Source organism: Marinobacter flavimaris (genome assembly GCF_045057155.1).
GTDB lineage: Bacteria > Pseudomonadota > Gammaproteobacteria > Pseudomonadales > Oleiphilaceae > Marinobacter > Marinobacter manganoxydans.
In genome coordinates, this window is record NZ_CP171359.1 from 3,819,675 (window position 1) to 3,841,224 (window position 21,550).

Annotated in this window: 18 protein-coding genes; 11 read left to right on the plus strand and 7 right to left on the minus strand. The window is 58.9% G+C overall.

What is annotated here, in order from left to right:
* The 4 genes from ACGK9W_RS17820 to ACGK9W_RS17835 are packed head-to-tail and all read right to left on the minus strand — an operon-like array spanning position 1 to position 3,625.
* Entirely contained in the window at positions 1-459 is a 459-nt protein-coding gene (locus ACGK9W_RS17820; RefSeq protein WP_092031342.1) for a MaoC family dehydratase, read from the minus strand.
* A 21-nt stretch (positions 460-480) separates the two neighbouring features.
* Complete coding sequence (locus tag ACGK9W_RS17825; protein WP_175497373.1) at positions 481-1,239, minus strand: class II aldolase/adducin family protein; 759 nt, start codon at positions 1,237-1,239, stop codon at positions 481-483.
* Between the two features lie 42 nt (positions 1,240-1,281).
* Positions 1,282-2,418, minus strand: coding sequence for an acyl-CoA dehydrogenase family protein (locus ACGK9W_RS17830; protein WP_092031340.1), 1,137 nt, complete (start codon positions 2,416-2,418; stop codon positions 1,282-1,284).
* Positions 2,419-2,428: 10 nt separating this feature from the next.
* Positions 2,429-3,625, minus strand: a complete 1,197-nt coding sequence (locus ACGK9W_RS17835; RefSeq protein ID WP_088826298.1) for an acyl-CoA dehydrogenase family protein — start codon at positions 3,623-3,625, stop codon at positions 2,429-2,431.
* Between the two features lie 726 nt (positions 3,626-4,351).
* Between ACGK9W_RS17835 and ACGK9W_RS17840 the strand changes: the two genes are divergently transcribed.
* The 4 genes from ACGK9W_RS17840 to oadA all read left to right on the plus strand — a co-directional run bounded on the left by ACGK9W_RS17840 (position 4,352) and on the right by oadA (position 8,745).
* Positions 4,352-4,951, plus strand: coding sequence for a hypothetical protein (locus tag ACGK9W_RS17840; RefSeq protein WP_014579051.1), 600 nt, complete (start codon positions 4,352-4,354; stop codon positions 4,949-4,951).
* A 191-nt stretch (positions 4,952-5,142) separates the two neighbouring features.
* Positions 5,143-5,421, plus strand: a complete 279-nt coding sequence (locus ACGK9W_RS17845) for a hypothetical protein (RefSeq protein WP_273069120.1) — start codon at positions 5,143-5,145, stop codon at positions 5,419-5,421.
* An 81-nt stretch (positions 5,422-5,502) separates the two neighbouring features.
* Positions 5,503-6,924 carry an acetyl-CoA carboxylase biotin carboxylase subunit gene (locus ACGK9W_RS17850; RefSeq protein ID WP_273069119.1) on the plus strand — a complete coding sequence of 474 codons (1,422 nt, stop codon included), beginning with the start codon at positions 5,503-5,505 and terminating at the stop codon, positions 6,922-6,924.
* A gap of 21 nt (positions 6,925-6,945) precedes the next feature.
* Positions 6,946-8,745 carry a sodium-extruding oxaloacetate decarboxylase subunit alpha gene (oadA, locus tag ACGK9W_RS17855; protein WP_092031332.1) on the plus strand — a complete coding sequence of 600 codons (1,800 nt, stop codon included), beginning with the start codon at positions 6,946-6,948 and terminating at the stop codon, positions 8,743-8,745.
* 74 nt (positions 8,746-8,819) lie between these two features.
* Here oadA and ACGK9W_RS17860 read toward each other — a convergent pair whose 3' ends face one another.
* The gene (locus ACGK9W_RS17860) at positions 8,820-9,989 is read right to left on the minus strand and encodes an acyl-CoA dehydrogenase (protein WP_273069118.1); all 1,170 of its coding nucleotides are present in this window, start codon (positions 9,987-9,989) and stop codon (positions 8,820-8,822) included.
* 192 nt (positions 9,990-10,181) lie between these two features.
* On the opposite strand from ACGK9W_RS17860, the gene ACGK9W_RS17865 reads away from it, so the two are divergent.
* Positions 10,182-11,534 (plus strand): hypothetical protein, encoded by a 1,353-nt coding sequence (locus tag ACGK9W_RS17865; protein ID WP_176443088.1) that lies wholly within the window; start codon positions 10,182-10,184, stop codon positions 11,532-11,534.
* A 42-nt stretch (positions 11,535-11,576) separates the two neighbouring features.
* On the opposite strand, the gene ACGK9W_RS17870 is transcribed toward ACGK9W_RS17865, so the two are convergent.
* Positions 11,577-12,506 carry a glyoxylate/hydroxypyruvate reductase A gene (locus ACGK9W_RS17870; protein ID WP_053113652.1) on the minus strand — a complete coding sequence of 310 codons (930 nt, stop codon included), beginning with the start codon at positions 12,504-12,506 and terminating at the stop codon, positions 11,577-11,579.
* A 276-nt stretch (positions 12,507-12,782) separates the two neighbouring features.
* Here ACGK9W_RS17870 and ACGK9W_RS17875 point away from each other — a divergent pair, with 276 nt between their 5' ends.
* The 5 genes from ACGK9W_RS17875 (at position 12,783) to ACGK9W_RS17895 (ending at position 19,942) form a co-directional block, all read left to right on the plus strand.
* On the plus strand, positions 12,783-13,607 hold the full coding sequence (locus tag ACGK9W_RS17875) for an IclR family transcriptional regulator (RefSeq protein WP_088826290.1): 825 nt from the start codon (positions 12,783-12,785) through the stop codon (positions 13,605-13,607).
* 287 nt (positions 13,608-13,894) lie between these two features.
* Entirely contained in the window at positions 13,895-15,988 is a 2,094-nt protein-coding gene (locus ACGK9W_RS17880; protein ID WP_405417921.1) for a 3-hydroxyacyl-CoA dehydrogenase NAD-binding domain-containing protein, read from the plus strand.
* 164 nt (positions 15,989-16,152) lie between these two features.
* Positions 16,153-17,337: an acetyl-CoA C-acyltransferase gene (locus ACGK9W_RS17885; RefSeq protein ID WP_273084630.1), complete on the plus strand. Its 1,185-nt coding sequence runs from the start codon at positions 16,153-16,155 to the stop codon at positions 17,335-17,337.
* Positions 17,338-17,409: 72 nt separating this feature from the next.
* Positions 17,410-18,516, plus strand: coding sequence for a zinc-binding dehydrogenase (locus tag ACGK9W_RS17890; RefSeq protein ID WP_405417923.1), 1,107 nt, complete (start codon positions 17,410-17,412; stop codon positions 18,514-18,516).
* Between the two features lie 10 nt (positions 18,517-18,526).
* Entirely contained in the window at positions 18,527-19,942 is a 1,416-nt protein-coding gene (locus tag ACGK9W_RS17895) for an aldehyde dehydrogenase family protein (RefSeq protein ID WP_008177061.1), read from the plus strand.
* 162 nt (positions 19,943-20,104) lie between these two features.
* Here ACGK9W_RS17895 and ACGK9W_RS17900 read toward each other — a convergent pair whose 3' ends face one another.
* On the minus strand, positions 20,105-20,686 hold the full coding sequence (locus ACGK9W_RS17900) for a QsdR family transcriptional regulator (RefSeq protein WP_014579065.1): 582 nt from the start codon (positions 20,684-20,686) through the stop codon (positions 20,105-20,107).
* A gap of 160 nt (positions 20,687-20,846) precedes the next feature.
* Between ACGK9W_RS17900 and ACGK9W_RS17905 the strand changes: the two genes are divergently transcribed.
* A complete protein-coding gene (locus ACGK9W_RS17905; RefSeq protein WP_092031318.1) occupies positions 20,847-21,548 on the plus strand; it encodes a response regulator transcription factor in 702 nt (233 codons plus the stop codon).
* The last annotated feature ends 2 nt before the right edge of the window (positions 21,549-21,550 follow it).

A 21,550-nucleotide genomic window follows, 5' to 3' on the forward strand; every position in this document is an offset into this window, starting at 1 on the left:
TCAGCTCCGCACATACATGGCGAGATGTTCGGCGACACAGGCGGGCTTTTCCCCGCCTCGGATTTCCAGGGTGGTGCGATAGGTGGCCAGCGTCCGCTGCTCATCTACCCTGGTCACGTCCAGCAGCTCCATTTTGCTTCGGATCTGCGCGCCGGCCTTTACCGCTGCCGGGAAGCGCAGCTTGTTAAGCCCGTAATTGATACTGGCGCTCTTGCCTTGCACATTGATGACCTGTTGATTCAACAGGGGAATCAGTGATGCTGTAAGAAATCCGTGCGCCACGGTGCTCTTCCAGGGAGACTCTCGCCTGGCTCTCTCCACATCAAGATGTATCCATTGATGATCGCCAGTGGCATCGGCGAAGGCCTGTATCATTTCCTGGCTGATGGTTTTCCAGGGACTGTGGCCAATCACCGAGTTCTTGTGATGGGCCAGATCGTCCAGTTGCACTGTCAGCATAGTCGCAGTCCCCGCTGGGCGTCAGACCGCATAACCCGGATTCTTGCTGTCCAGAAGTCGAATCAGTGCCGGCCAGGTCAGTTTCGCTGCCATGCCCAATTGTTGCGACTGCTCGGCGGTGGTGCGAATGGCCTGTTCCGAGGGTAGGTGGGTGGGGCCACAGCTCTGGGCCTTGACCTGGATCTCGCAGGCTTTCATGAGGAAATACAGGTAGGTGAAGGTTTCCGGTACATCCTTGCCTGCGGTCAGCACGCCGTGGTTGCGCAGTATCATCATGGACCGGTTCCCCAGGTCCCGGATCAGCCGATCGCGTTCCTCCAGATTGAGTGCCACGCCTTCGTACTCGTGATAGCAGAGGTGGTCGAGACACAGCATCGCGGTCTGGCTCAGGGGCAGCAGGCCGTCCCGGTGGGCCGAGACCGCCACGCCATCGGGCGCGTGCAGATGCATCACTGCGCCGGCATCGTCCCGGCCCATATGCACCGCGCTGTGAATGGTGAAACCGGCGGGATTGACGCGTCCCAGGCCGGCAGCTTCCACCACTTTGCCTTCCTGGTCGACCTTGACCAGCGACGAGGCGGTAATCTCGTGAAACAGCAGCCCGTAAGGGTTTATCAGGAAGTGGTGATCCGGCCCGGGTACCCGGGCCGATAGATGGGTGAACACCAGATCATCCCAGCCGAACAGGGCCACCAGCCGATAGGCGGCGGCCAACTCGGTGCGGACCTGCCCCTCGGCTTTCCTGAGATCCTGTTCCGTTGACGGTTCATTTGTTGTCATTATTGATCTCTTCGGGCCCAAAACTTCATTTTTTGCGGACCCTTACTTCAGCAGGGCCGCAAAGCGCTCCAGATGGAAGTCGTCGTCGCCCAGTTGATGGTTGATCATCACCAGCCGCTTGGCGTAGTGGGCAAAGTTGTACTCCCAGGTCATACCGATACCGCCGTGGGACTGGATGCCCTGCTCGGAAATGAACTGGCCACTGCGGCCAATCACATTCTTGGCGGCGGCCAGGATCCGGCGGCGCTCGTCACTCTGGGGCTCGTCCGCCACGCTGGCGGCCAGTATTGCCATGGAACGGGCCTGTTCCAGCTCCGACATCATGTCCACCATTCGGTGCTGCAGCACCTGGAACTTGCCGATGGGCACGCCAAACTGCTTACGCTGTTTCAGGTACTCCAGTGTCAGCTCGCAAGCGATCTCCATGGCACCGACGGCTTCACCACACAGAGCGGCAATGGCACGTCCTGCCTGATACTCGATGACATCAGCAGCCTTGCCTTCCTGTCCGAGCAAGGCGTCCGGGCCCAGCCTGACGTTGTTCAGGAACAGGTCGCAGCCCTTGGAGCCATCAATAGTCGGGTAAGTGCGGCGTTCGACGCCCTCGGTCTCCGGTGCGACCAGGAACAGACTGATGCCGTCAGAATCGTTGCTTTCACCCGAAGTGCGGGCCGAGACCACCAGCACGTCGGCGCAGTGCCCACCAATGACTACGGCCTTGCGACCGTTCAGCACGTAGCCGTCACCGGATTTCTCAGCCCGGGTTTCGACATCGTTCAGGTTGTAAAAACTCTGGGGCTCCTGAAGTCCTGCAGCCGCGCGCATCTCGCCGCTGGCGATACCGCCGAGCCACTGCTCATGCTGTACGGCGTTGCCGGCTTGGCTGATCAGCCCGCCGCTCAAGACGACAGACTGCAAGTAGGGCTCAATGCACAGGCCGCGACCCAGTTCGGTCATCACGCTCTGCACTTCCACGCCACTGCCGCCAAAACCACCGAGTTCCTCGGGGAAGGGCACTGCAGTGAGGCCCAGTTCACCCAGCTGTTTCCAGAAGTCGGCGCTGAAGCCGAGCTCCGATTCGCTGTATTCGAGCCGCTTTTCAAAACTGTATTCACCGCGCACCAGGCGGGCCACGGTGTCCTGCAGCATCTGCTGTTCTTCGTTGAGTCGGAAATCCATGGTCGCCTCCTTAAAGCCCGAGAATCATTTTCGACACGATGTTCTTCTGGATCTCGTTGGACCCGCCGAAAATCGACAGCTTGCGGTTGTTGAAGTATTGGGCAGACAGTGGTGCGGCGTTTTCGTCGGAGAGGAAATCGCCGTCGTAATCCAGGTCCAGTTCCTCTTCCACAAATGGAATGGCGTACGGTCCAATGGCCCGACGCGCCAGGTCATTGATCGCCTGGCGGATTTCGGTGCCGCGGACTTTCAGCATCGAGCTTTCTGCGCCCGGTACGCCGCCGCCTTCCACTGAGGCAATAATGCGCAGGTTGCTGATGGTGGCGGCCATCAGGTCAATCTCGACCTGGGCGATACGCTGGCTGAACGAGGCATCTTCGATCAGCGGTCGACCATTCTTGAGGCGGCGGCTGGCCAGCTCCTTGAGGTGCTGGAGTGCCGCCTTGGAAATGCCGATGCCGGCGAGGCCGGTGCGTTCATAGGTCAGCAGGTACTTGGCATAGGTCCAACCCTTGTCTTCCTCGCCTACCAGATTTTCCACGGGGACTTTAACGTCTTCGAAAAACACCTCGTTTACTTCGTGCTCACCGTCCAGGGTGATGATCGGACGTACGGTAATGCCCGGAGTGTTCATGTCGATCAGCAGGAATGAAATGCCTTCCTGGGCCTTCACTTCTGTGTTGGTGCGCACCAGGCAGAAAATCATGTTGGCGTGTTGGCCCAGGGTGGTCCAGGTTTTCTGACCATTGACTATGTAATGATCACCCTCGCGAACGGCGCGGGTTTTCAGGGACGCCAGGTCGGAGCCGGCCCCTGGCTCTGAATAGCCCTGGCACCACCAGTCCTCACCGCTAAGGATTCGCGGCAGGTAGCGCTGTTTCTGCTCTTCGGTGCCGAATTTGATAATCACCGGCGCCACCATGTTGACACCGAAGGGCACCGAGCGCGGTGCTCCGTAACGGGCAGACTCTTCATCCCAAATGTGTTTCTGGACAGGACCCCAGTTAACGCCGCCATAAACTTCTGGCCAGTGGGTGGCGTACCAGCCCTTTTCGCTGAGAATCTTTTGCCAGCGTTGATGATCCTGTTTGGATAGGCGGCGGAACCCCTTTACCTTGGCGGCAATATCCGCGGGTAGTTTCTCATCCAGAAAGGCCCGGACTTCATCACGGAAGGCGAGTTCCTCAGCAGTGTAGTTCAAGTTCATGGGCAACCTCGTTTGCTGAAAAGCGAAAATACGTACCGCATAGCAGAATGTACCAATGATCGAAGATTGTGATGGCTTCTGTCAACAATAATGTAAAAGCCTGTACCGCTAGGCGAAATTGATTAAATTTTAGTGCTTAAACACCTGGCCCCGGAAAAAGTCAATCCATCCGGTTTGGCTCGGCATCGGGCCATTCGGCAGGGCAGCCTGCCCCCATCGCCGGTGCACATTGCGCAGTTTTAACCTTGTCGGGAGCTTGCATTGCCCTCAAAAGGCTATATGTTTGAAAGGGACGAGCCGTTCAAATAACGATAGCAGAGCCTCACTATGTCGAGTTGCTCCATCAACAGAAGCACTCTGAAGCTCAGCCTCCTGGCTGTGTTGGTTGCGGGTCTGTTTGTGGTTTTTCTCAACGGTTCGTCTCACCCGGCACTGGATCCACAGCTAGACGATCACTTAACGCCCACGCTGATATCAGTTGACGGGACAGGCGATCCCTCGTCGCCGGATGCATCCGTCTCGATCACCTCACCTCTTCTGTTCCCCGGAGGAGGATTCCGGGCTGTCTTCTCGGCCAGCCTCGATTTCATTCAGCCACCGCTCCGGCTGCTTAGCTACCCGGTGCTGCCTCAGGGCCCGCCCAGCCTCGTTTAACTCTGACCATTACGGATTTGTCCCTGTGTACACAGGGAACTCCAACCTGAATTCAGATTCACGAGGTTTACCATGAACAGTGTATTCAACGCATTGCCAGTACAGGATCTGGGACGCACCGGCGCGTTACCCACCGCCAAACCCCTGTCTCATATAGGAAGCGAGGATTCGGCAGTCCACCTGCTAACAGACTTCTCCGAGCAGCGACTGTCCGTTTTGAGTTCCGATATGTCCGTTTCGGAGGCGAGGTTGTGGATGAGACTGGCCGATACGTCTTTCAAGGTGGTGGAAAACCAGGCTGGGGATTGTCTGGGCATTCTGGCCATCGAAGATGTGAACGGCGAGAAGGCCATGAGTGTCGCCCATCGACAGGGTGTGCCCCTCAAGGACGTTCGGGTCCGCGATATCATGCGCCCGATAAGTGAGCTGCCGGCTATCCATTATCAGGATTTGCGGGCGGCAACGGTGGGCGACCTGGTCAGCACATTCCGTGAGGTTCATGAAGGGTATCTGCTTGTGCTGGATGACGACCGACATCAGCCTTCCCGTTCCTATCTCCGGGGACTGGTCTGTGCCGAAGAGCTTCTGCAGCGGCTGGACCTGGCGATCGATCTGGAGCATCGGGCAACCAAGTTCTATGAGATCGTTCACGTGGTGAAAGGCGGTTTCTAGTCTGGCAGTTGTCATCGGCGCTCCCCGGGGCGCCGATGATTCCCGTGGAACCGGGAAAGCATCGAAAAAAACGATGTTTATTGCCCAGAAAACCGTATTGAACCGATGCCGTAATCACGTGACACTCTCTACGACTTTAGTCACATCAAAGGACGCCCATGCAGGACGCCCATCAAAAATGCCGGACGCAGGTGTTAAGCCTCTTAATCATTCTGGCATTGGGCCTGGTTTCATTGCCTACCCATTCTTCGGACTCTGCGCCAGTACCCCTGTCCTGTGATGCGGCTTTCTGCCCGTTATTGTCGGATGTGACAAGCGACGGTGGTCAGGAGGGAGGGCTTTCCCATGGCAACCGCATGCGGGATTTCAGTCTTCACCCGGCCGGTATCCTTCCGGGCATCAGGGGCTATTCGGGTGTGGTGCATTGCGCCAGCTTTCCGGTCCTGCCGCAGGCGCCACCTGGCATCTGAGCTTTTGCCGACTGAAGGGCGTGTCTGCCCTTCGAACCAACCTTTCGATTTAAACGACTTCCATCACCTGGAGGATTTTCCATGGCTATTCGGAAGCTGCTGATCGCCAATCGCGGAGAGATTGCGGTCAGGATTGCCCGGGCCTGCAGCGAACTGGGCATCCGCTCGGTCGCTATTCATTCGGAGGCTGACGAGTACTCCCTGCACGTCAAAAAAGCCGACGAAGCTTATCAGATCAGCAAGGACCCCCTGTCGGGATACCTGAACCCCCACCATATTGTGAATATGGCGGTGGAAACCGGCTGTGATGCACTGCATCCCGGCTATGGTTTCCTGTCGGAGAATGCGGAACTGGCTGCGATTTGTGAGCAGCGAGGTATTACGTTCGTGGGACCGTCGGCGAATGCTATTTCATCCATGGGCGACAAAACCCAGGCCCGCCAGACGGCCCTTGCCGCGGGTGTCCCGGTAACGCCGGGTTCTGAAGGCAACCTGGCCGATGTCGAGGATGCCGTCGCCCAGGCCGCCGATATCGGCTATCCGGTGATGCTGAAGGCCACCTCCGGTGGGGGTGGGCGAGGCATTCGCCGGTGCGATAATGAAAAAGAGCTTCGCCAGAACTTCGAGCGGGTAATCTCCGAGGCCACCAAAGCCTTTGGCAGCGCCGAGGTATTCCTTGAGAAGTGCATCATCGAGCCCCGTCACATCGAGGTCCAGATTCTTGCCGATACCCATGGCAATGTTGTCCACCTCTACGAGCGGGATTGCTCGATCCAGCGCCGCAACCAGAAGCTGATTGAGCTGGCGCCGTCGCCGCAGCTTGAGGAAAGTCAGCGCGAATACATCGGCGATCTGGCCAAACGGGTGGCGAAGCAGTGTGGTTACGTAAATGCCGGCACCGTCGAGTTCCTGCTGGACCACGATGGCAGCTTTTACTTCATGGAAATGAATACCCGGGTTCAGGTTGAGCACACAATCACCGAGGAAATCACCGGGGTGGATATCATCAAGGCGCAGATACGGATCGCTGCCGGCGAACCACTGGGCCTCAAGCAGGAAGACATTTCCTACCGGGGCTTTGCTGCCCAGTTCCGCATCAACGCCGAAGATCCGAAGAACGGCTTTCTGCCAAGTTTCGGCCGCATCAGCCGCTACTATTCCGCCGGCGGTCCGGGCGTGCGCACCGATGCCAATATGTATACCGGTTACGAGATTCCCCCGTATTACGACTCCATGTGCGCCAAGCTGATTGTCTGGGCCATGGACTGGGACGAGCTGATTGCCCGCTCCCGCCGTGCTCTCGGCGATATGGGCATTTACGGCGTCCAGACCACCATCCCCTATTACAAGCAGATTCTCGAGCACCCGGATTTCCAGGCCGCTGACTTCAATACCGGCTTTGTGGAACGTAACCCCCAATTGCTTGAGTACAGCAGCAAAACCCGCCCGGAATCCATCGCCACAGCCATTGGCGCAGCCATTGCGGCGCAGGCGGGCCTGTAAAAGAACATCGGAGAGATCCCAATGACCAAGCGCAAGATTCATATTACCGACGTTATTCTCAGGGACGCCCACCAATCTCTGATCGCCACCCGGATGCGCACGGAAGACATGCTTCCGGCCTGCGAGTGGCTGGACCAGGCCGGCTACTGGTCCCTGGAGTGCTGGGGGGGTGCCACGTTTGACGCCTGTGTGCGTTTCCTGAAGGAAGATCCCTGGGAGCGCCTGCGGACCCTGAGAAAGGCCCTGCCCAATACCCGCCTGCAGATGTTGCTGCGCGGCCAGAACCTGCTGGGCTATCGCCATTATGGCGATGACGTGGTTGAGGCATTCGTGGCCAAGGCTGCCGAAAATGGCATGGATGTGTTCCGCATTTTTGATGCCCTGAACGATGTGCGCAATCTCGAAACCAGCATCAAGGCGGTCAAGAAGGCTGGCAAGCATGCACAGGGCACCATCTGCTACACCGTGAGTCCGGTACATGGCACTGATGCCTATCTGGAGCAGGCCAGGGCCATGGCTGACATGGGCGCGGACAGCATCGCGATCAAGGACATGGCAGGGCTGCTGACGCCGGCGGTAACCGCTGAGCTGGTCGGTAAGCTGAAGCAGACCCTCAATCTGCCCGTTTTCCTGCACTCCCACGCCACCTCGGGCATGGCGCCCATGTGTCAGTGGGCGGCCATGGAAGCAGGCGTTGACCATATTGATACCGCGCTGTCGGCCTTTGCCGGCGGCACCAGTCATCCGCCCACGGAATCACTGGTGGCGGCGCTGCACGATGCCGGTCTGGAGACCGGGCTGAACCTGGAGCTGCTGGACAAGGCCACGCGCCATTTCCGGGAAGTGCGCAAGAAGTATCACCAGTTCGAGAGTGCCTATAACGGTGTTGATACCTCGGTGCTCCTGTCCCAGGTGCCCGGTGGCATGATGTCCAATCTCGCCAACCAGTTGAAGGAGCAGGGCGCGCTGGATCGCATCCAGGACGTATTCGAGGAAATTCCGCGGGTTCGAAAGGATCTTGGTTACCCGCCGCTGGTAACACCCACCTCCCAGATTGTGGGTACCCAGGCGGTGATCAACGTGCTTGCCGGCAAGCGCTACGAGTCCATCACGAACGAGGTGAAGAAGTACCTCCAGGGCTGGTACGGCAAGGCGCCTGCCGCGGTCGACACGGCACTCCAGCAGCGCGCCGTCGGCAAGGAAGATCTTATTGAAGAGCGCCCGGCTAACCTGATCCCCCGGGAGCTGGACGAGCTGCGCAAACAGGTGGGCGATCTGGCCACCAGCGAAGAGGACGTGCTCACGTACGCCATGTTCCCGGATCAGGCCAAGGCGTATCTTGAGCAGCGGCGTGACGGCACGCTGCAGCCGGAGCCCCTGGAGCCGATTCCCACCGGTTCTTCTGGCGGCTCGGTCTCCAGCAAATTCAAGATCACGGTTCATGGTGAGAGCTACGATATCCACGTCACCGGCGCCAACCCCTCCGGTGAGAATGAGCGTCGTTTCTACATGACCGTCGATGGGGTGCCGGAGGAAATCCACCTGGCTTCGCTGGGCGAAGACGGCGAGGGTGCGCGGTCCAGTGGTGGCCGGGCCACCGCCACCAAGGAAGGTCATGTAACCACAAGCATGCCCGGCAACATCGTGGATGTGCTGGTGAAGGAAGGTGACGAGGTTCAGGCCGGCGATCCGGTGCTGATCATCGAGGCCATGAAGATGGAAACCGAAGTAAAGGCGACCACGGCCGGAAAGGTTTCCGGCGTGTTTATTGCCAAGGGTGATCGTGTGGTGCCCGGAGAAGTTCTGGTCGAGATCGATTAGGTTCGCCAGAGCGTGATGCAGAACGGCCCCTCATTTTGAGGGGCCGTTTTCGTTTGGGGGTTAACCGGGCGAGATCAACTGAAAGCCGGAATACCGGTCTGGCCCCGCCCCAGAATCAGGGCGTGGACATCGTGCGTACCTTCATAGGTATTTACGGCTTCGAGGTTCATCACGTGGCGGATCACGTGGTACTCGTCGGAAATGCCGTTGCCGCCGTGCATGTCCCTGGCAACCCGGGCGATGTCCAGGGCTTTGCCGCAGTTGTTGCGCTTGAGCAGCGAAATTGCATCCGGCGTTGCCGTGCCGGCATCCATCATGCGGCCCAGTTGCAGAACCGACTGAAGGCCGATGGTGATCTCGGTCTGCATATCCACCAGTTTTTTCTGGATCAGTTGGTTGGCGGCCAGGGGCTTGCCAAACTGCTTGCGCTCCAGCGTGTAGTTGCGGGCCGCGTGCCAGCAGAACTCAGCGGCGCCCAGCGAGCCCCAGCTGATGCCAAAACGGGCCTTGTTAAGGCAGCTGAACGGTCCTTTCAGTCCCTCCACCTCAAGGTGGTTCTCTTCCGGAACGAACACCTCGTCCATAAAGATGGAGCCGGTTTCCGATGCGCGCAGGGAAAATTTGCCCTCAATCTTTGGGGTGTCAAGGCCTTTGGCGCCTTCGCGCTCGATCACAAAACCGTTCACCTTGCCGTCCAGTTTGGCCCAGACTACGCAAACATCGGCAATCGGGGAGTTGGTGATCCAGGTTTTGGAGCCACTCAGCAGGTAGCCTCCGTCCACTTTCTTGGCCCGGGTTTCCATGCCGCCTGGATCGGAACCGTGATCAGGTTCAGTCAGGCCAAAGCAGCCGACGTATTCGCCGGAGGCCAGTTTGGGCAGGATGCGTTTTTTCATCGCTTCCTTGCCGTAGGAATAGATCGGGTACATCACCAGAGAAGACTGAACGCTCAGGGCGGAGCGGTAGGCCGAGTCAACCCTTTCCACTTCCCGGGCAATCAGGCCGTAGCAGACATGGTTTAGCCCCGGCCCACCGTATTCTTCCGGCAGGGTCGCGCCCAGCATGCCGAGTTCGCCCATCTGGTTGAAGATAGAGCGATCGAACTTTTCATGTCGATTGGCCTCGGTGATTCCGGGCATCAGTTGCTCGTCACAGAAGCTGCGGATGCTGTCTTGGACCTGGCGCTCGGTTTCGTCCAGTTGGGCGTCGAAACCCAGCAGGTCATTCCAGGGTGCGGAAGCCATTGTTTACTCTCCTGAAAGCGAATAGTTAAAGCCCAGCGCTAGGGGCGAGGGGCCAATCTGTGCTATCTTTGTGTCAACGGTGTTTCATTAAGCGAAACACAGTTTTGTAATTTGCTTACGAAAGACTAATCCGGGTGTTATGGAAATGCAAGCGGTGTTCAAGCCTGACCAGGTGCCCCCGTGTTGAGTGGCATGCTCCAGTGGTTGGTGTCCATGGCGGTGGTTGTCGAGCTGGTGGCCATTTGCCTGGAGAGCCGCGAGCTCAGTGCTGTAGCGGGGGGTATGTTTGTATCTGCCTTTTTGGCTGGGGCCGGTCGCCTGCAGGGGTACGCCCGGATACTGCTGGTAATCGCCCTGCTGGTGCTTGGCGGCTTCGCCTGGCGCGGATCTCTCGACGCCGGGCAACTGCTGAAAGCGGCGTCTGACGCGGCCTTCTATTCCGCGTTTCTGGGTAGCCTGGGCTTGATGCAGTGCCTTGTGCGCCGGTTCGAGGTACTGCGCCGGATTCACGATGTGCTGCTGGGTGGAAAGCCCATACTGCTTTATCCCAAGTACGCCCTGGTCAGTTGTGGCGTAGCCACGGTTCTGAGCTTTGGCATGATGAACCTGTTGTGCGGAAGCCTCTCTGAAACACTGCGTGAGCGCGGTATCAGCGGCGAGTCGCGCCTGCAGTGGTTACGGAGCGTTCTGATCAGTGCCCTCAGGGGCTTTGCCCTGGTGCCGCTGGTGGCGCCCACCAGTGTGGCGGTGGCGATTCTTACCCGCGAACTGCCGCAACTCAGCTGGTCACAGCTGCTGCCATTCGGTCTGGTTGCGGCGCTTCTGATGGTGCTGATTGGCTGGGTGCTGGAACAGCGGCGCTTCCGCAAGGTCAGCAGTGAGCGCATCGCCGTTGAAGGCTGGTTGCCGGGCACCGGGCGCCTGCTTGCGCTGATCCTGGTGGTATTCACGGTGATGGCGGGCCTGGTGGCGACGACCGGTTTCAAGGTGTCGGTGGCGGCTATGTTGTCGGTGCCCACCGTTACGCTGCTTTACATGCTCTGGCAGGAGCGGGCGCTCATGCCGGTTTTGAAGGAGGGTGTGGGCCAGGTATGGGCCATGCAGAACGAAATGGCCATTTTTGCCGCCTCTGCCATCCTGGGAGTGGCCCTGTCTGCTGTCATTCCAGCGGATGCGCTTGCCGGCCTTGTCGCCACTGGTGGCGGCGTGTTCCTGGTCGCCGTTGTTGGTATGCTGATGATGCCCATGTTCTCCATGATCGGGATCATTCCCATCACGGTCCTGAGTGTTCAGGCTGGTTTGCTGCCCCAGTTGGTGGCCGAAGGGATGGAGCTTTTGCCGGTCGCCGTGGCACTGGTTATCGGCTTCTCCCTCGCCATGATGCTGTCGCCTTTTGGCCCCTCGGTGATGTTGCTGGCCCGCTTCGGGCAGATCTCACGATGGGTGGTGGCGTTCCGCTGGAACGGACTGTTCGTGCTGATTGCGCTCCCGGTGCTGCTGGTGCTGACAGCGCTGGTGGCATGGCTGGCACCCGGCCTTGCCTGACGAGCGGGCGTGGCCGGTGCCGTTGTGTTCTGGTGCCAGAGCTCAGTAACCCCGGTCAGTATCTACAATGCCGGAAATGGCGCGGCCCTCGGCGTGATCCCGAATCTTGCGGGTGATCTGCTCAATGGTGGCGTCCCTCAGGGTCCGGGCCGAGATATGTGGGGTGATGGTGATTTCTTTTCGTTGCCAGAATGGGTGCTCCTCCGGTAACGGTTCCTTCCGGAACACGTCGAGCGAGGCGCGCAACAGTTTGCCCTCGTCCAGCGTCCGAAGCAGATCTTCCTCAACCAGGTGTTCACCCCGGCCAACGTTGATCAGTACGGCGCCCGGCTGGAGCTGGCTAAGTAATTCATAGTCGATGATGTTCCGGGTCTCATCAGTCAGCGGCAGGGTGTTGACCAGAACCCGGGTGGTTTTCAGAAAGTCGCCGAGCTGATCCGGACCGGCGTAGGTATTGACTCCTTCCAGGCTATGGTCCCCGCGGGCCCAGCCGCTCACCCGATAATCCAGATTGGACAGAGTGCGGGCCACACGCTTACCAATGTGGCCAAGTCCCATGACACCCACCGGCCATTCGCTGCGTTTGATCGGGCGATGGATCTTCCAGATACCCTGGCGTTGCTGCTCCCGATAGGTTTCCATCTCGCGGCTTGCCTCCAGCAACTGGTGCAGCACGTACTCTGCCATCTGCGCCGACATGCCGGCATCCTCCAGGCGCACCACCGGAAGGTCGGCCGGCAGGTTGGGCACTTTGAGCAGGCCATCAATGCCCGCCCCGAGATTGAATACCGCCTTGAGATGCTTTTCCCGTTCGAACAGCGCCTCGGGCGGTTGCCAGACAATGGCGTAATCCGCATCGATGGCTGGGCCGTTTGGGTTCCAGACATAAACCTCGGCGTCCGGTAATTGCTCCAGGATCGGTACCGTCCAGCGTTCTGGTTTGGGGTCGCCTGCCACAAATAGAATTTTCATTTTGCCTCCGGGGGTCGCCACGGGGTTCATTGGCTGCTAATTTGTTTTGCAATGCAGAATAAGGTATCCGCGAAAACGTTGAAAGTCGGTATTCGATACCGCCATGCGATTCTGATTTTGAAACATAATTGATAAGTGTTTCATATTTGGTGCGGATTTTGAAAAGACTTTCTGGTACTTGATTTCTGCAGCGATTAAAATCATGAATCCTTTGTTATTCACCATATTAATACACCGGTTACCGGAGCGGGCGACGCGGTTGGAGGACGTCCCATTATGGCAGGAAAGAAGCAGATCTCACCCGAACTGAAAGTGGCATCCACTGACGGTGAGCCCGTGAAGCCGGAAAAAGACCGCAAGTTTGTCGAGGCCCTGTCCCGCGGCCTGGACGTGCTCCGGGCCTTCAGCCAGGGTCCTGTCATCCTGGGAAACCAGGACATTGCCCGTATCACCGGATTGCCCAAGCCGACCGTGTCGCGGATGACCTATACCCTCACCAAGCTGGGATACCTCAGCTACAACACCCAACTGGAGAAATACCAGCTGAGCTCCGGGGTGCTGGCGCTTGGCTATGCCTACGTGTCCAATCTCAAGGTGCGTCAGCTGGCCAAGCCCTACATGGACGAGTTCGCCCGCCAGACCAACATGTCCGTTGGCCTCACCTGCCGGGACCGGTTGCACATGATCTACGTGGAAAACCGTCTGCCACCGGAAGCCTCCCTGTTGCGCATGGATATCGGCCTGAAACTGCCGATGGCCAGTACCTCCGCCGGCCGCGCCTACTACTGCGCCGTCAGCGACAAGGCCCGCCTGGTGATCGACGACGCCATGGCCGCGAAATATGGTGATGCCTGGCCAGAGAAGAAGCAGGGCCTCGACCAGGCCATGAAGGACTACAAGGAGCACGGCTTTTGCCTGTCCATTGGCGAATGGGACCGGAACATCAACTCTGCTGGCGTGCCCATTCACTTGCAGGATGGCACCATCATGGCCCTGACCTGCGCTGCGCCGTCCTATCTGGTGCCGGCGGAAAAGCTTCGGGGTTCCATTGCCCACCAGCTGGCCATGCTGGCAGGCGATATAGAATCTTTGGGTGTTTGATAACAGCCGTGAAGTAACGAAGGGAGGTAGCGAGTAGGCCCTACAGAAACCGTGCGGAGCCATGGATGGCGGAGCCGAGCGTACAAGGATGTATTCACAGCGTGTTTCTGTAGGGCCTACTCGCCACCTCCCGACAAACTCCAAACCAAGAAACCGCAGAAGAACCCCTGCGGTTTTTTTGTGCCTGTAGTTTAATGGGTGGTTGAAACCACCAAAGAACTTGTATTAAATCGTACGCATGTTTCGCTAGTTAAAACCATATTTCAGAAAGAATGCGAGGAGAAATCATGTCTGAGGTCGTTAGCTATAACCGGGAAGGCAACATCGGCGTTATTACCGTGAATTACCCGCCGGTAAACGCCCTCGGCCAGGCTGTTCGTTCTGGTCTGCTCGCAGCCCTGGAGCAGGGCCAGAAAGATGCCGAGGCCAAGGCGCTTCTGCTGGTTTGCGAAGGGCGCACGTTCATTGCCGGCGCCGACATTCGTGAATTCGGCAAGCCCATGCAGGAGCCCACCTTGCCGACACTGGTCAACACCTTTGAAAACAGCGACAAACCGCTGGTTGCCGCGATCCACGGAACGGCTCTGGGTGGTGGTCTGGAAACCGCTCTGAGCTGTCACTACCGGGTTGCGGTGAGCAGTGCCAAGGTGGGTCTGCCGGAAGTGAAGCTGGGCCTGCTGCCCGGCGCCGGCGGTACCCAGCGGCTTCCGCGCCTGACCGGTGCTCAGAAAGCACTGGAAATGATCACCACCGGTGAATTTGTCGGTGCCAAGGATGCTCTGGCCCTGGGCATTCTCGATGCCGTGGAAGAAGGCGACAATATCCGCGCTATCGGCATGGCCTACGCGCAGAAAGTAGTCGATGAAGGCAAGCCGGTGCGTCGTGTTCGCGATATCACCGACAAGATCGAGGCTGACAAGGGCAGCGATGTCTTCGACCAGTTCCGTGACGAGCTGAAGAAGCGGGCCCGGGGTCTTTTCTCCCCGTTCAAGTGTGTCGACGCTGTGGAAGCGGCGTTCAATCTGCCTTTCGACGAAGGCATGAAGCGCGAGCGGGAACTGTTCATGGAATGCATGGAGTCGCCCCAGCGCGCCGGTCTGATCCATTCGTTCTTTGGGGAGCGTGAAGTCTCCAAGGTCAAGGGACTGCCGAAGGATACGCCGGTTCGTGACGTGAAGAGCGTTGGCATAATTGGTGCCGGCACCATGGGTGGCGGTATTGCCATGAACTTCGTCAACGTGGGTATTCCGGTCACCATCGTCGAGGTCAAACAGGAGGCCCTCGACAAGGGCCTGGCTATCATTCGTCGCAACTATGAGAACTCCGCGAAGAAGGGCAAATTGACCCAGGAGCAGGTGGAACATCGGATGGCGCTGATCACCCCGAGCCTGACCTACGACGATTTCCGGGACGTTGATCTGGTCATCGAGGCGGTGTTCGAGAACATGGCCATCAAGAAAGAAATCTTTGCCAAGCTCGATGAGGTCTGCAAGCCGGGTGCGATTCTGGCGTCCAATACCTCAACCCTGGATATCGACGAGATTGCGTCTGCCACCAAGCGACCGGAAGACGTGGTGGGCATGCACTTCTTCAGCCCGGCCAATGTGATGAAGCTTCTGGAGAACGTGCGTGGCAGCAAGACCTCCGACGAGGTCAAAGCCACGGTGATGGCGGTTGCCAAGAAGATCAAGAAAGTGGGCGTCATGGTGGGTAACTGCTACGGCTTTGTCGGCAACCGGATGCTCCACAAGCGCGGCACCGAGGCCATGTCCCTGGTGGACGAGGGCGCCACCCCGCAGCAGGTCGACAAGGTGCTGACCGATCTCGGTTTCCCCATGGGCCAGTTCGCGATGTCCGATCTTGCCGGGATTGATGTGGGTTACCGGATTCGCGAAGAGCGCCGCAAGGCTGGCGAAGACATTCCCGCCAGCTGGATGGATAAGCTTGCCGAACAGGGCCGCCTTGGTCAGAAGACCCAGGCAGGTGTATACAAGTATGAGGAAGGCAGCCGCAAGCCGATTCCCGACCCGGAAGTGGAGCAGCTGATCGAGCAGTTCCGCAAGGAACAGGGGATTACGCCCCGGGAGATCACCGATCAGGAAATCCTCGAGCGCTGCGTGTATGTGATGATCAATGAGGGCGCGAAGATCCTGGAGGAAGGCATCGCCGATCGTCCTCTGGATATCGACATTGTCTGGATCTACGGCTATGGCTTCCCGGCCTATCGCGGTGGCCCCATGTTCTGGGCCGATCAGGAAGGTCTGGATACGATTCTTTCAGCGGTTAAGAAGTACCAGGATACCGTTGGTGGCGAGCAGTGGGAGCCGGCGGCTCTGCTCGAGAAGCTGGTTGCTGAAGGCCGTAAGTTCGCTGACCTGTAACTTGGCGGGCGGGTCGCAGGGCGGGGTGTCTTTTCCTTTGGGAAAAGCAACTCGCTTTGCTCAGACATCTTTTCCCGGCGGAAAAGACACCCCGCCCCACGACCGGCTTAGCTGAGTGTTTAGGCTAACCCGACCTACATGTTTCAAAAATTGAGGGCATTGTTATGTCTGATGCAGTAATCGTCTCCACCGCGCGCACCGGCCTTGCGAAATCCTACCGGGGCTCTTTGAACAACACACACAGCGTGGATATGGCAGGTCACGTTATCAAGCATGCTGTTGAGCGCGCAGGTATTGATCCGTCTATTGTTGAGGATGTGATCATGGGCGCGGCCTACCAGGAGGGCGCCCAGGGCCGGAATATTGCCCGTCTGGCGGCCATCCGCGCCGGTCTTCCGGTGACCACTGCCGGGTTCTCCATCAACCGGTTCTGCAGCTCGGGGTTGCAGTCCATTGCCCTGGCGGCACAGCGGGTGGTGTCCGAAAAAGTACCCGCCATGGTGGCCGGGGGCGTTGAGTCCATTTCCCTGGTGCAGAACGAGAAGATCAACAGCTTCCACGCCACCAATGAGTGGCTGATGAAGAACAAGCCCGAGCTGTACCTTTCGATGATTGAGACGGCGGATATTGTCGCCAAGCGCTACAACGTCAGCCGTGAAGCCCAGGATGAGTATTCGCTGATTTCCCAGCAGCGCACGGCGGCGGCCCAGCAGGCGGGCAAGTTTGATGATGAGATCGTGCCTTTCGATGCCACCATGCTGGTCAAGGACAAGGAAACCGGTGAGGTCAGTGAAAAGCAGGTGACCCTGAAAGGTGACGAGTGTAATCGCCCGAATACGACCCTTGAGGGCCTGGCGGGTCTGGAGCCGGTGCGTGGTCCGGAGCAGTTCATCACGGCGGGCAACGCCAGCCAGCTGTCGGACGGCGCCTCCGTGTGCACGGTGATGAACAGCACTTATGCCGAGAAGCACAACATTGAACCCATGGGTATTTTCCGTGGCTTCGCTGTGGCGGGATGTGAGCCGGATGAGATGGGCATCGGCCCGGTGTATGCGATTCCGCGCCTGCTTGAGCGCAATGGTCTGACCATGGACGACATTGATCTGTGGGAGCTGAACGAAGCCTTCGCGTCCCAGGTGATTTACTGTCGTGACCGCCTGGGCATTCCCATGGAGAAGCTGAACGTGAACGGCGGCTCAATTTCCATCGGCCACCCATTTGGTGTTACCGGTGCCCGCCAGACAGGCCACGCCCTGATCGAGGGCAAGCGCCGTGGGGCGAAATACGTGGTGATCACCATGTGCATCGGCGGTGGCCAGGGTGCTGCTGGCCTATTCGAGGTGATTTGAAGCCGGCCGGTATGAGATCGGGGTCAGAAGAATGCTTTCTTTTGACCCCTTGTTGACCAAAAGGGGAAATGCATGGACAGACAAGCAAAAGCCGTCGTCTGCCGGGAATGGGGGCAGCCTGTTCAGGTGGAAACCATCACGGTAGAAGGCCCCAAGCGGGATGAAATCACCATCAAGATCGCGGCCTGCGGCGTTTGCCACAGCGATCTGTCCGCCACCACGGGTAAGATTCCCTACCCGCCTCCCCTTGTATTGGGGCACGAAGCCGCCGGCGTGGTTGTCGAAGTCGGTGAGGGCGTCACGGCCTTCAAGGAAGGCGACCATGTGGTGAGTACCTTCATATCCATGTGCGGCAAATGCAGCCAGTGTGTTCGTGGCCGCCCGGTGCTCTGTGAGAACGCCCGCAAGGCCATGTTCAACCTGCCGGATGGCACGGTCAGAACCAAAGGCGCGGACGGCGAGCCCCTGAACGTCTTCGGCGCCTGCGGCGTGATGGCCGAGTTCGCCACCATGCACGTCGACAACTGCGTAAAAGTGGATGAAACCGTGCCGATGCAGAACGCCGCCCTGGTGGGTTGCGCTGTGATGACCGGTGTCGGCGCTGTCTTCAATACGGCAAAGCTGGAGCCCGGCTCCCGAGCCGCCGTGTTTGGCATCGGTGGCGTTGGCCTCAACGCCATCCAGGGCTGTGTGACCGCCGGCGCCGAGATGATCGTGGCGGTGGACAGCAACCCCGCCAAGCTGGCGATGGCGAAAGAGTTTGGTGCCACCCACACCGTGAATATTAACGAGGTGGAGGACGCCGCCAAGGCTGTGAAGAAAATGACCGGCGGCGTTGACTACGCCTTCGAATGCGTCGGTGCCGGGCCGGTGGTGGAACAGGCCTACAAGAGTCTGGGCCGTGGCGGTACCGCCGTGGTCGTGGGTGTGGCAGATCCGAAGGACAAGACTTCGCTGACCACCCTCACCCTGCCGGCGGACGAGCGAACCTTGAAAGGCAGCTGGCTGGGTTCGGCAAGGCCGCAGCACGATTTTCCCAGGATCCTGGGTCTTTACAAGGCTCGTAAACTCAAGCTGGATGAACTGGTTACCCGGACCTACCCCATAGAAGAAGCCGCACAGGCGTTCGATGATATGGTGGCAGGCAAGAACGCTCGAGGCGTTATCGTATTTGAATGAAGGGGGAAGCATGAACGAGCTGAACAGGAACTACATCAACGGCCAATGGGTTAGCTGGGCCGGTGACATGATCGACGTTCACGAAGCTGGCACCGGTGACGTGATTGCCCGCGTTCCCGCCGCCGGCGCGGATGAGATGGAACAGGCCATTGCCGCCGCCGATGCGGCGTTTGAAAGCTGGTCGGAAAGCACCCTGGAAGAACGGATCAAGGTGCTGGAACAGCTGCACGCGGGCCTGAAAGAGCGCGCGCCGGAAATCGCCGAGACCGTCTGCCGGGAAGTGGGCATGCCCATCAAACTGGCCACGCCGATCCAGGCTGGTATGCCGGCTGCGGTGACCAAGAGTTACCTGAAGCTGCTGCCCGACTTCCCGTTCACCGAACAGTCGGGCAACTCCGAGGTGCAATATGCGCCGGTCGGTGTGGTTGGTTGCATTACCCCCTGGAACTACCCGCTGCACCAGGTGATCCTGAAAATCGTTCCTGCGATTGCGGCCGGTTGCACCGTGGTGCTCAAGCCTTCGGAGATCGCTCCCCAGACGGCGTTTATCCTTGCCGAGATCCTCGATGGCACCGACCTGCCCAAGGGCGTGTTCAACATGGTGTGCGGCTATGGTCATACCGTGGGTGATACCCTGATCAAGCATCCGGATGTGCGCATGGTGTCCTTCACCGGCTCCACCCGCACCGGCAACCTGATTGCCCACGCCGCAGCCGATGACTTCAAACGCTTCGCCCTGGAGATGGGCGGCAAATCCGCCTCCGTGATCCTCCCGGACGCCGACCTGGCGGCTGCTGTTAAAGGTACCATCAACAACTGCCTGCTGAACTCCGGCCAGACCTGCACCGCGCTCACCCGCATGTTGGTTCCGGCCGACAAGCACGACGAGGCCTGTGAACTGGCCGCCGCTGCCGTGGCTAAAATGACCCCGGGTAACCCGCTGGAAGAAACCACACGGTTGGGCCCGCTGTCGTCTGCCCAGCAGCGTGACAAGGTGATCGACTACATCAAACTGGGTATCCAGGAAGGCGCCAAGCTCATCGCCGGTGGGCCGGAAGCGCCCGAGGGATGCGAGAAAGGTTACTTCGTCAAGGCGACCGTCTTCGGCAACGTAAAACCGGACAGCCGCATCGCCCAGGAGGAAATTTTCGGGCCGGTGCTGTGCGTGATCCCATACAACGACGAAGCCGAAGCGGTGAAAATCGCCAACGGCACCCAGTACGGGCTATCCGGTGCAGTCTGGTCCGGCGACGACGCCAAGGCCAAGAAAATTGCCAGCAAGCTGCGCACTGGTCAGGTATTCGTGAACGGTGGTGCGTTCAACCCGATGGCACCGTTTGGCGGCTTCGGCCATTCCGGTATCGGCCGCGAATTTGGCAAGTGGGGACTGGAGGAGTTTTTGGAAATCCGGTCTTTGCAGCTGTAAATGCCGATAGGCTGGGCTGCCGATCGGTGGCCCTGAGAGTTAGATCGGCCACGGGGTGGGGGTGTCTTTTCTGCCGGGAAAAAATGTCTGAGCGAAGCGAGTTGTTTTTCCCGGCAGAAAAGACACCCTCGCCTCGGGGCCAGCCCCCAAAGCCTGTAAGCCCTAGGCCTTCCCCCCAAGCAAAATCCGCACGGCCGTACAGGCATCCTCCAATTCTGCTTCCCTGGGTTCGCGTCCGGCGATGATGTCGCTGTAAAGGCAGGACTCTGCCAGTCTAATCATGAAGTAAGACAGGCTGAAGATGTTCATTGGTGGCTTGATATGCCCGGCCGCTACCTGGTCTTTCAGCATCCGCGTGTTGGTTTCGACCGTGCGAGTGTGCAGGATCGACTGGGACGAGGTGAGGATCTTCAGGGCATATTCCGGGTCCTGGTTGATGAATCGCCGCAGCGGCTCGAAGTGCAGGATCGCGGAGTTGGTGCGGCGGTACACGCCGACAATGTAGTCCACGCCAGTGCCGGGCGTTTCGGCCATGGCCTGTCGCCAAAGGGGTTCGTACAGGGACCAGAGAATCTCGCCGATCAGCAGATCCTTGTTGCCGACCCAGCGAAACAGGGTGGCGCGGCCAATTCCGAGCTCATCAGCCAGCGGCGCCAAGTGAATGCGCTCACCCTTGAGCCACATGCGACGTGCTCGCTTGAACGCCTCGGCCGGTGTTGCCCTGGTTACGGTTTTGTCTGCCACTGAAACCTCATGCCCGAATTTGGATTCATTTTAACGGCTAAACCCGGAGCCGGCTATGCGCGCGGTTCTGACGGCTTGTGATGGTTTTGTGAACTTTTCCGCCTACACTCTGCCATGAAAGCATCGAAAGCCTCCGGCAAATTCAGCGAAGCCCATCACCATGACGCGAACGGTACTGATTATTGAAGACAACCCCGGCATCGGTGAGCTGGTCCGTATGCAGGTTTCAGATCTGGGAATGAAGCCCGTGCTCGTGGACCGGGGGGACACCGGCCTGGAAAGGTTCCGTGAGGGCGGCGTCGATCTGGTTATTCTGGATCTGATGTTGCCTGGCCTGGATGGTTTGGCGGTGTGCCGCGAGATTCGTGCCTGCCCGGGCTATGTGCCGGTTCTGATGTTGACGGCAAAGAGCACAGAGCTGGATCGGGTCCTGGGCCTGGAGATGGGCGCGGACGATTACCTGACGAAGCCGTTCAGCGTGGCGGAGCTGGCAGCGCGCGTCAAAGCGCTTTTCCGACGGGTAGACGCACTCTCTCAGGCAGCGCCTGCCGGCGGTCAGGCTGATGAGATTGAGGTGGACGGGCTTCGGATTGATCCGGTTCGCCGGCGAGTGTTTGTGGATGATCGGGAAGTGGACCTGACCGCCCGCGAGTTCGACCTGCTCTGGCACTTTGCCTCCCATCGGGGCCGGGTGTTCAGCCGGGCGCAATTGCTCGATTCTGTGTGGGGTTACAACCATGAGGGCTACGAGCATACCGTGAACACCCACATCAACCGCCTGCGCAACAAGATTGAAGCCGATCCCGCCGACCCACGATACGTCCAGACGGTCTGGGGTGTTGGCTATCGGTTCATGGATTAGCG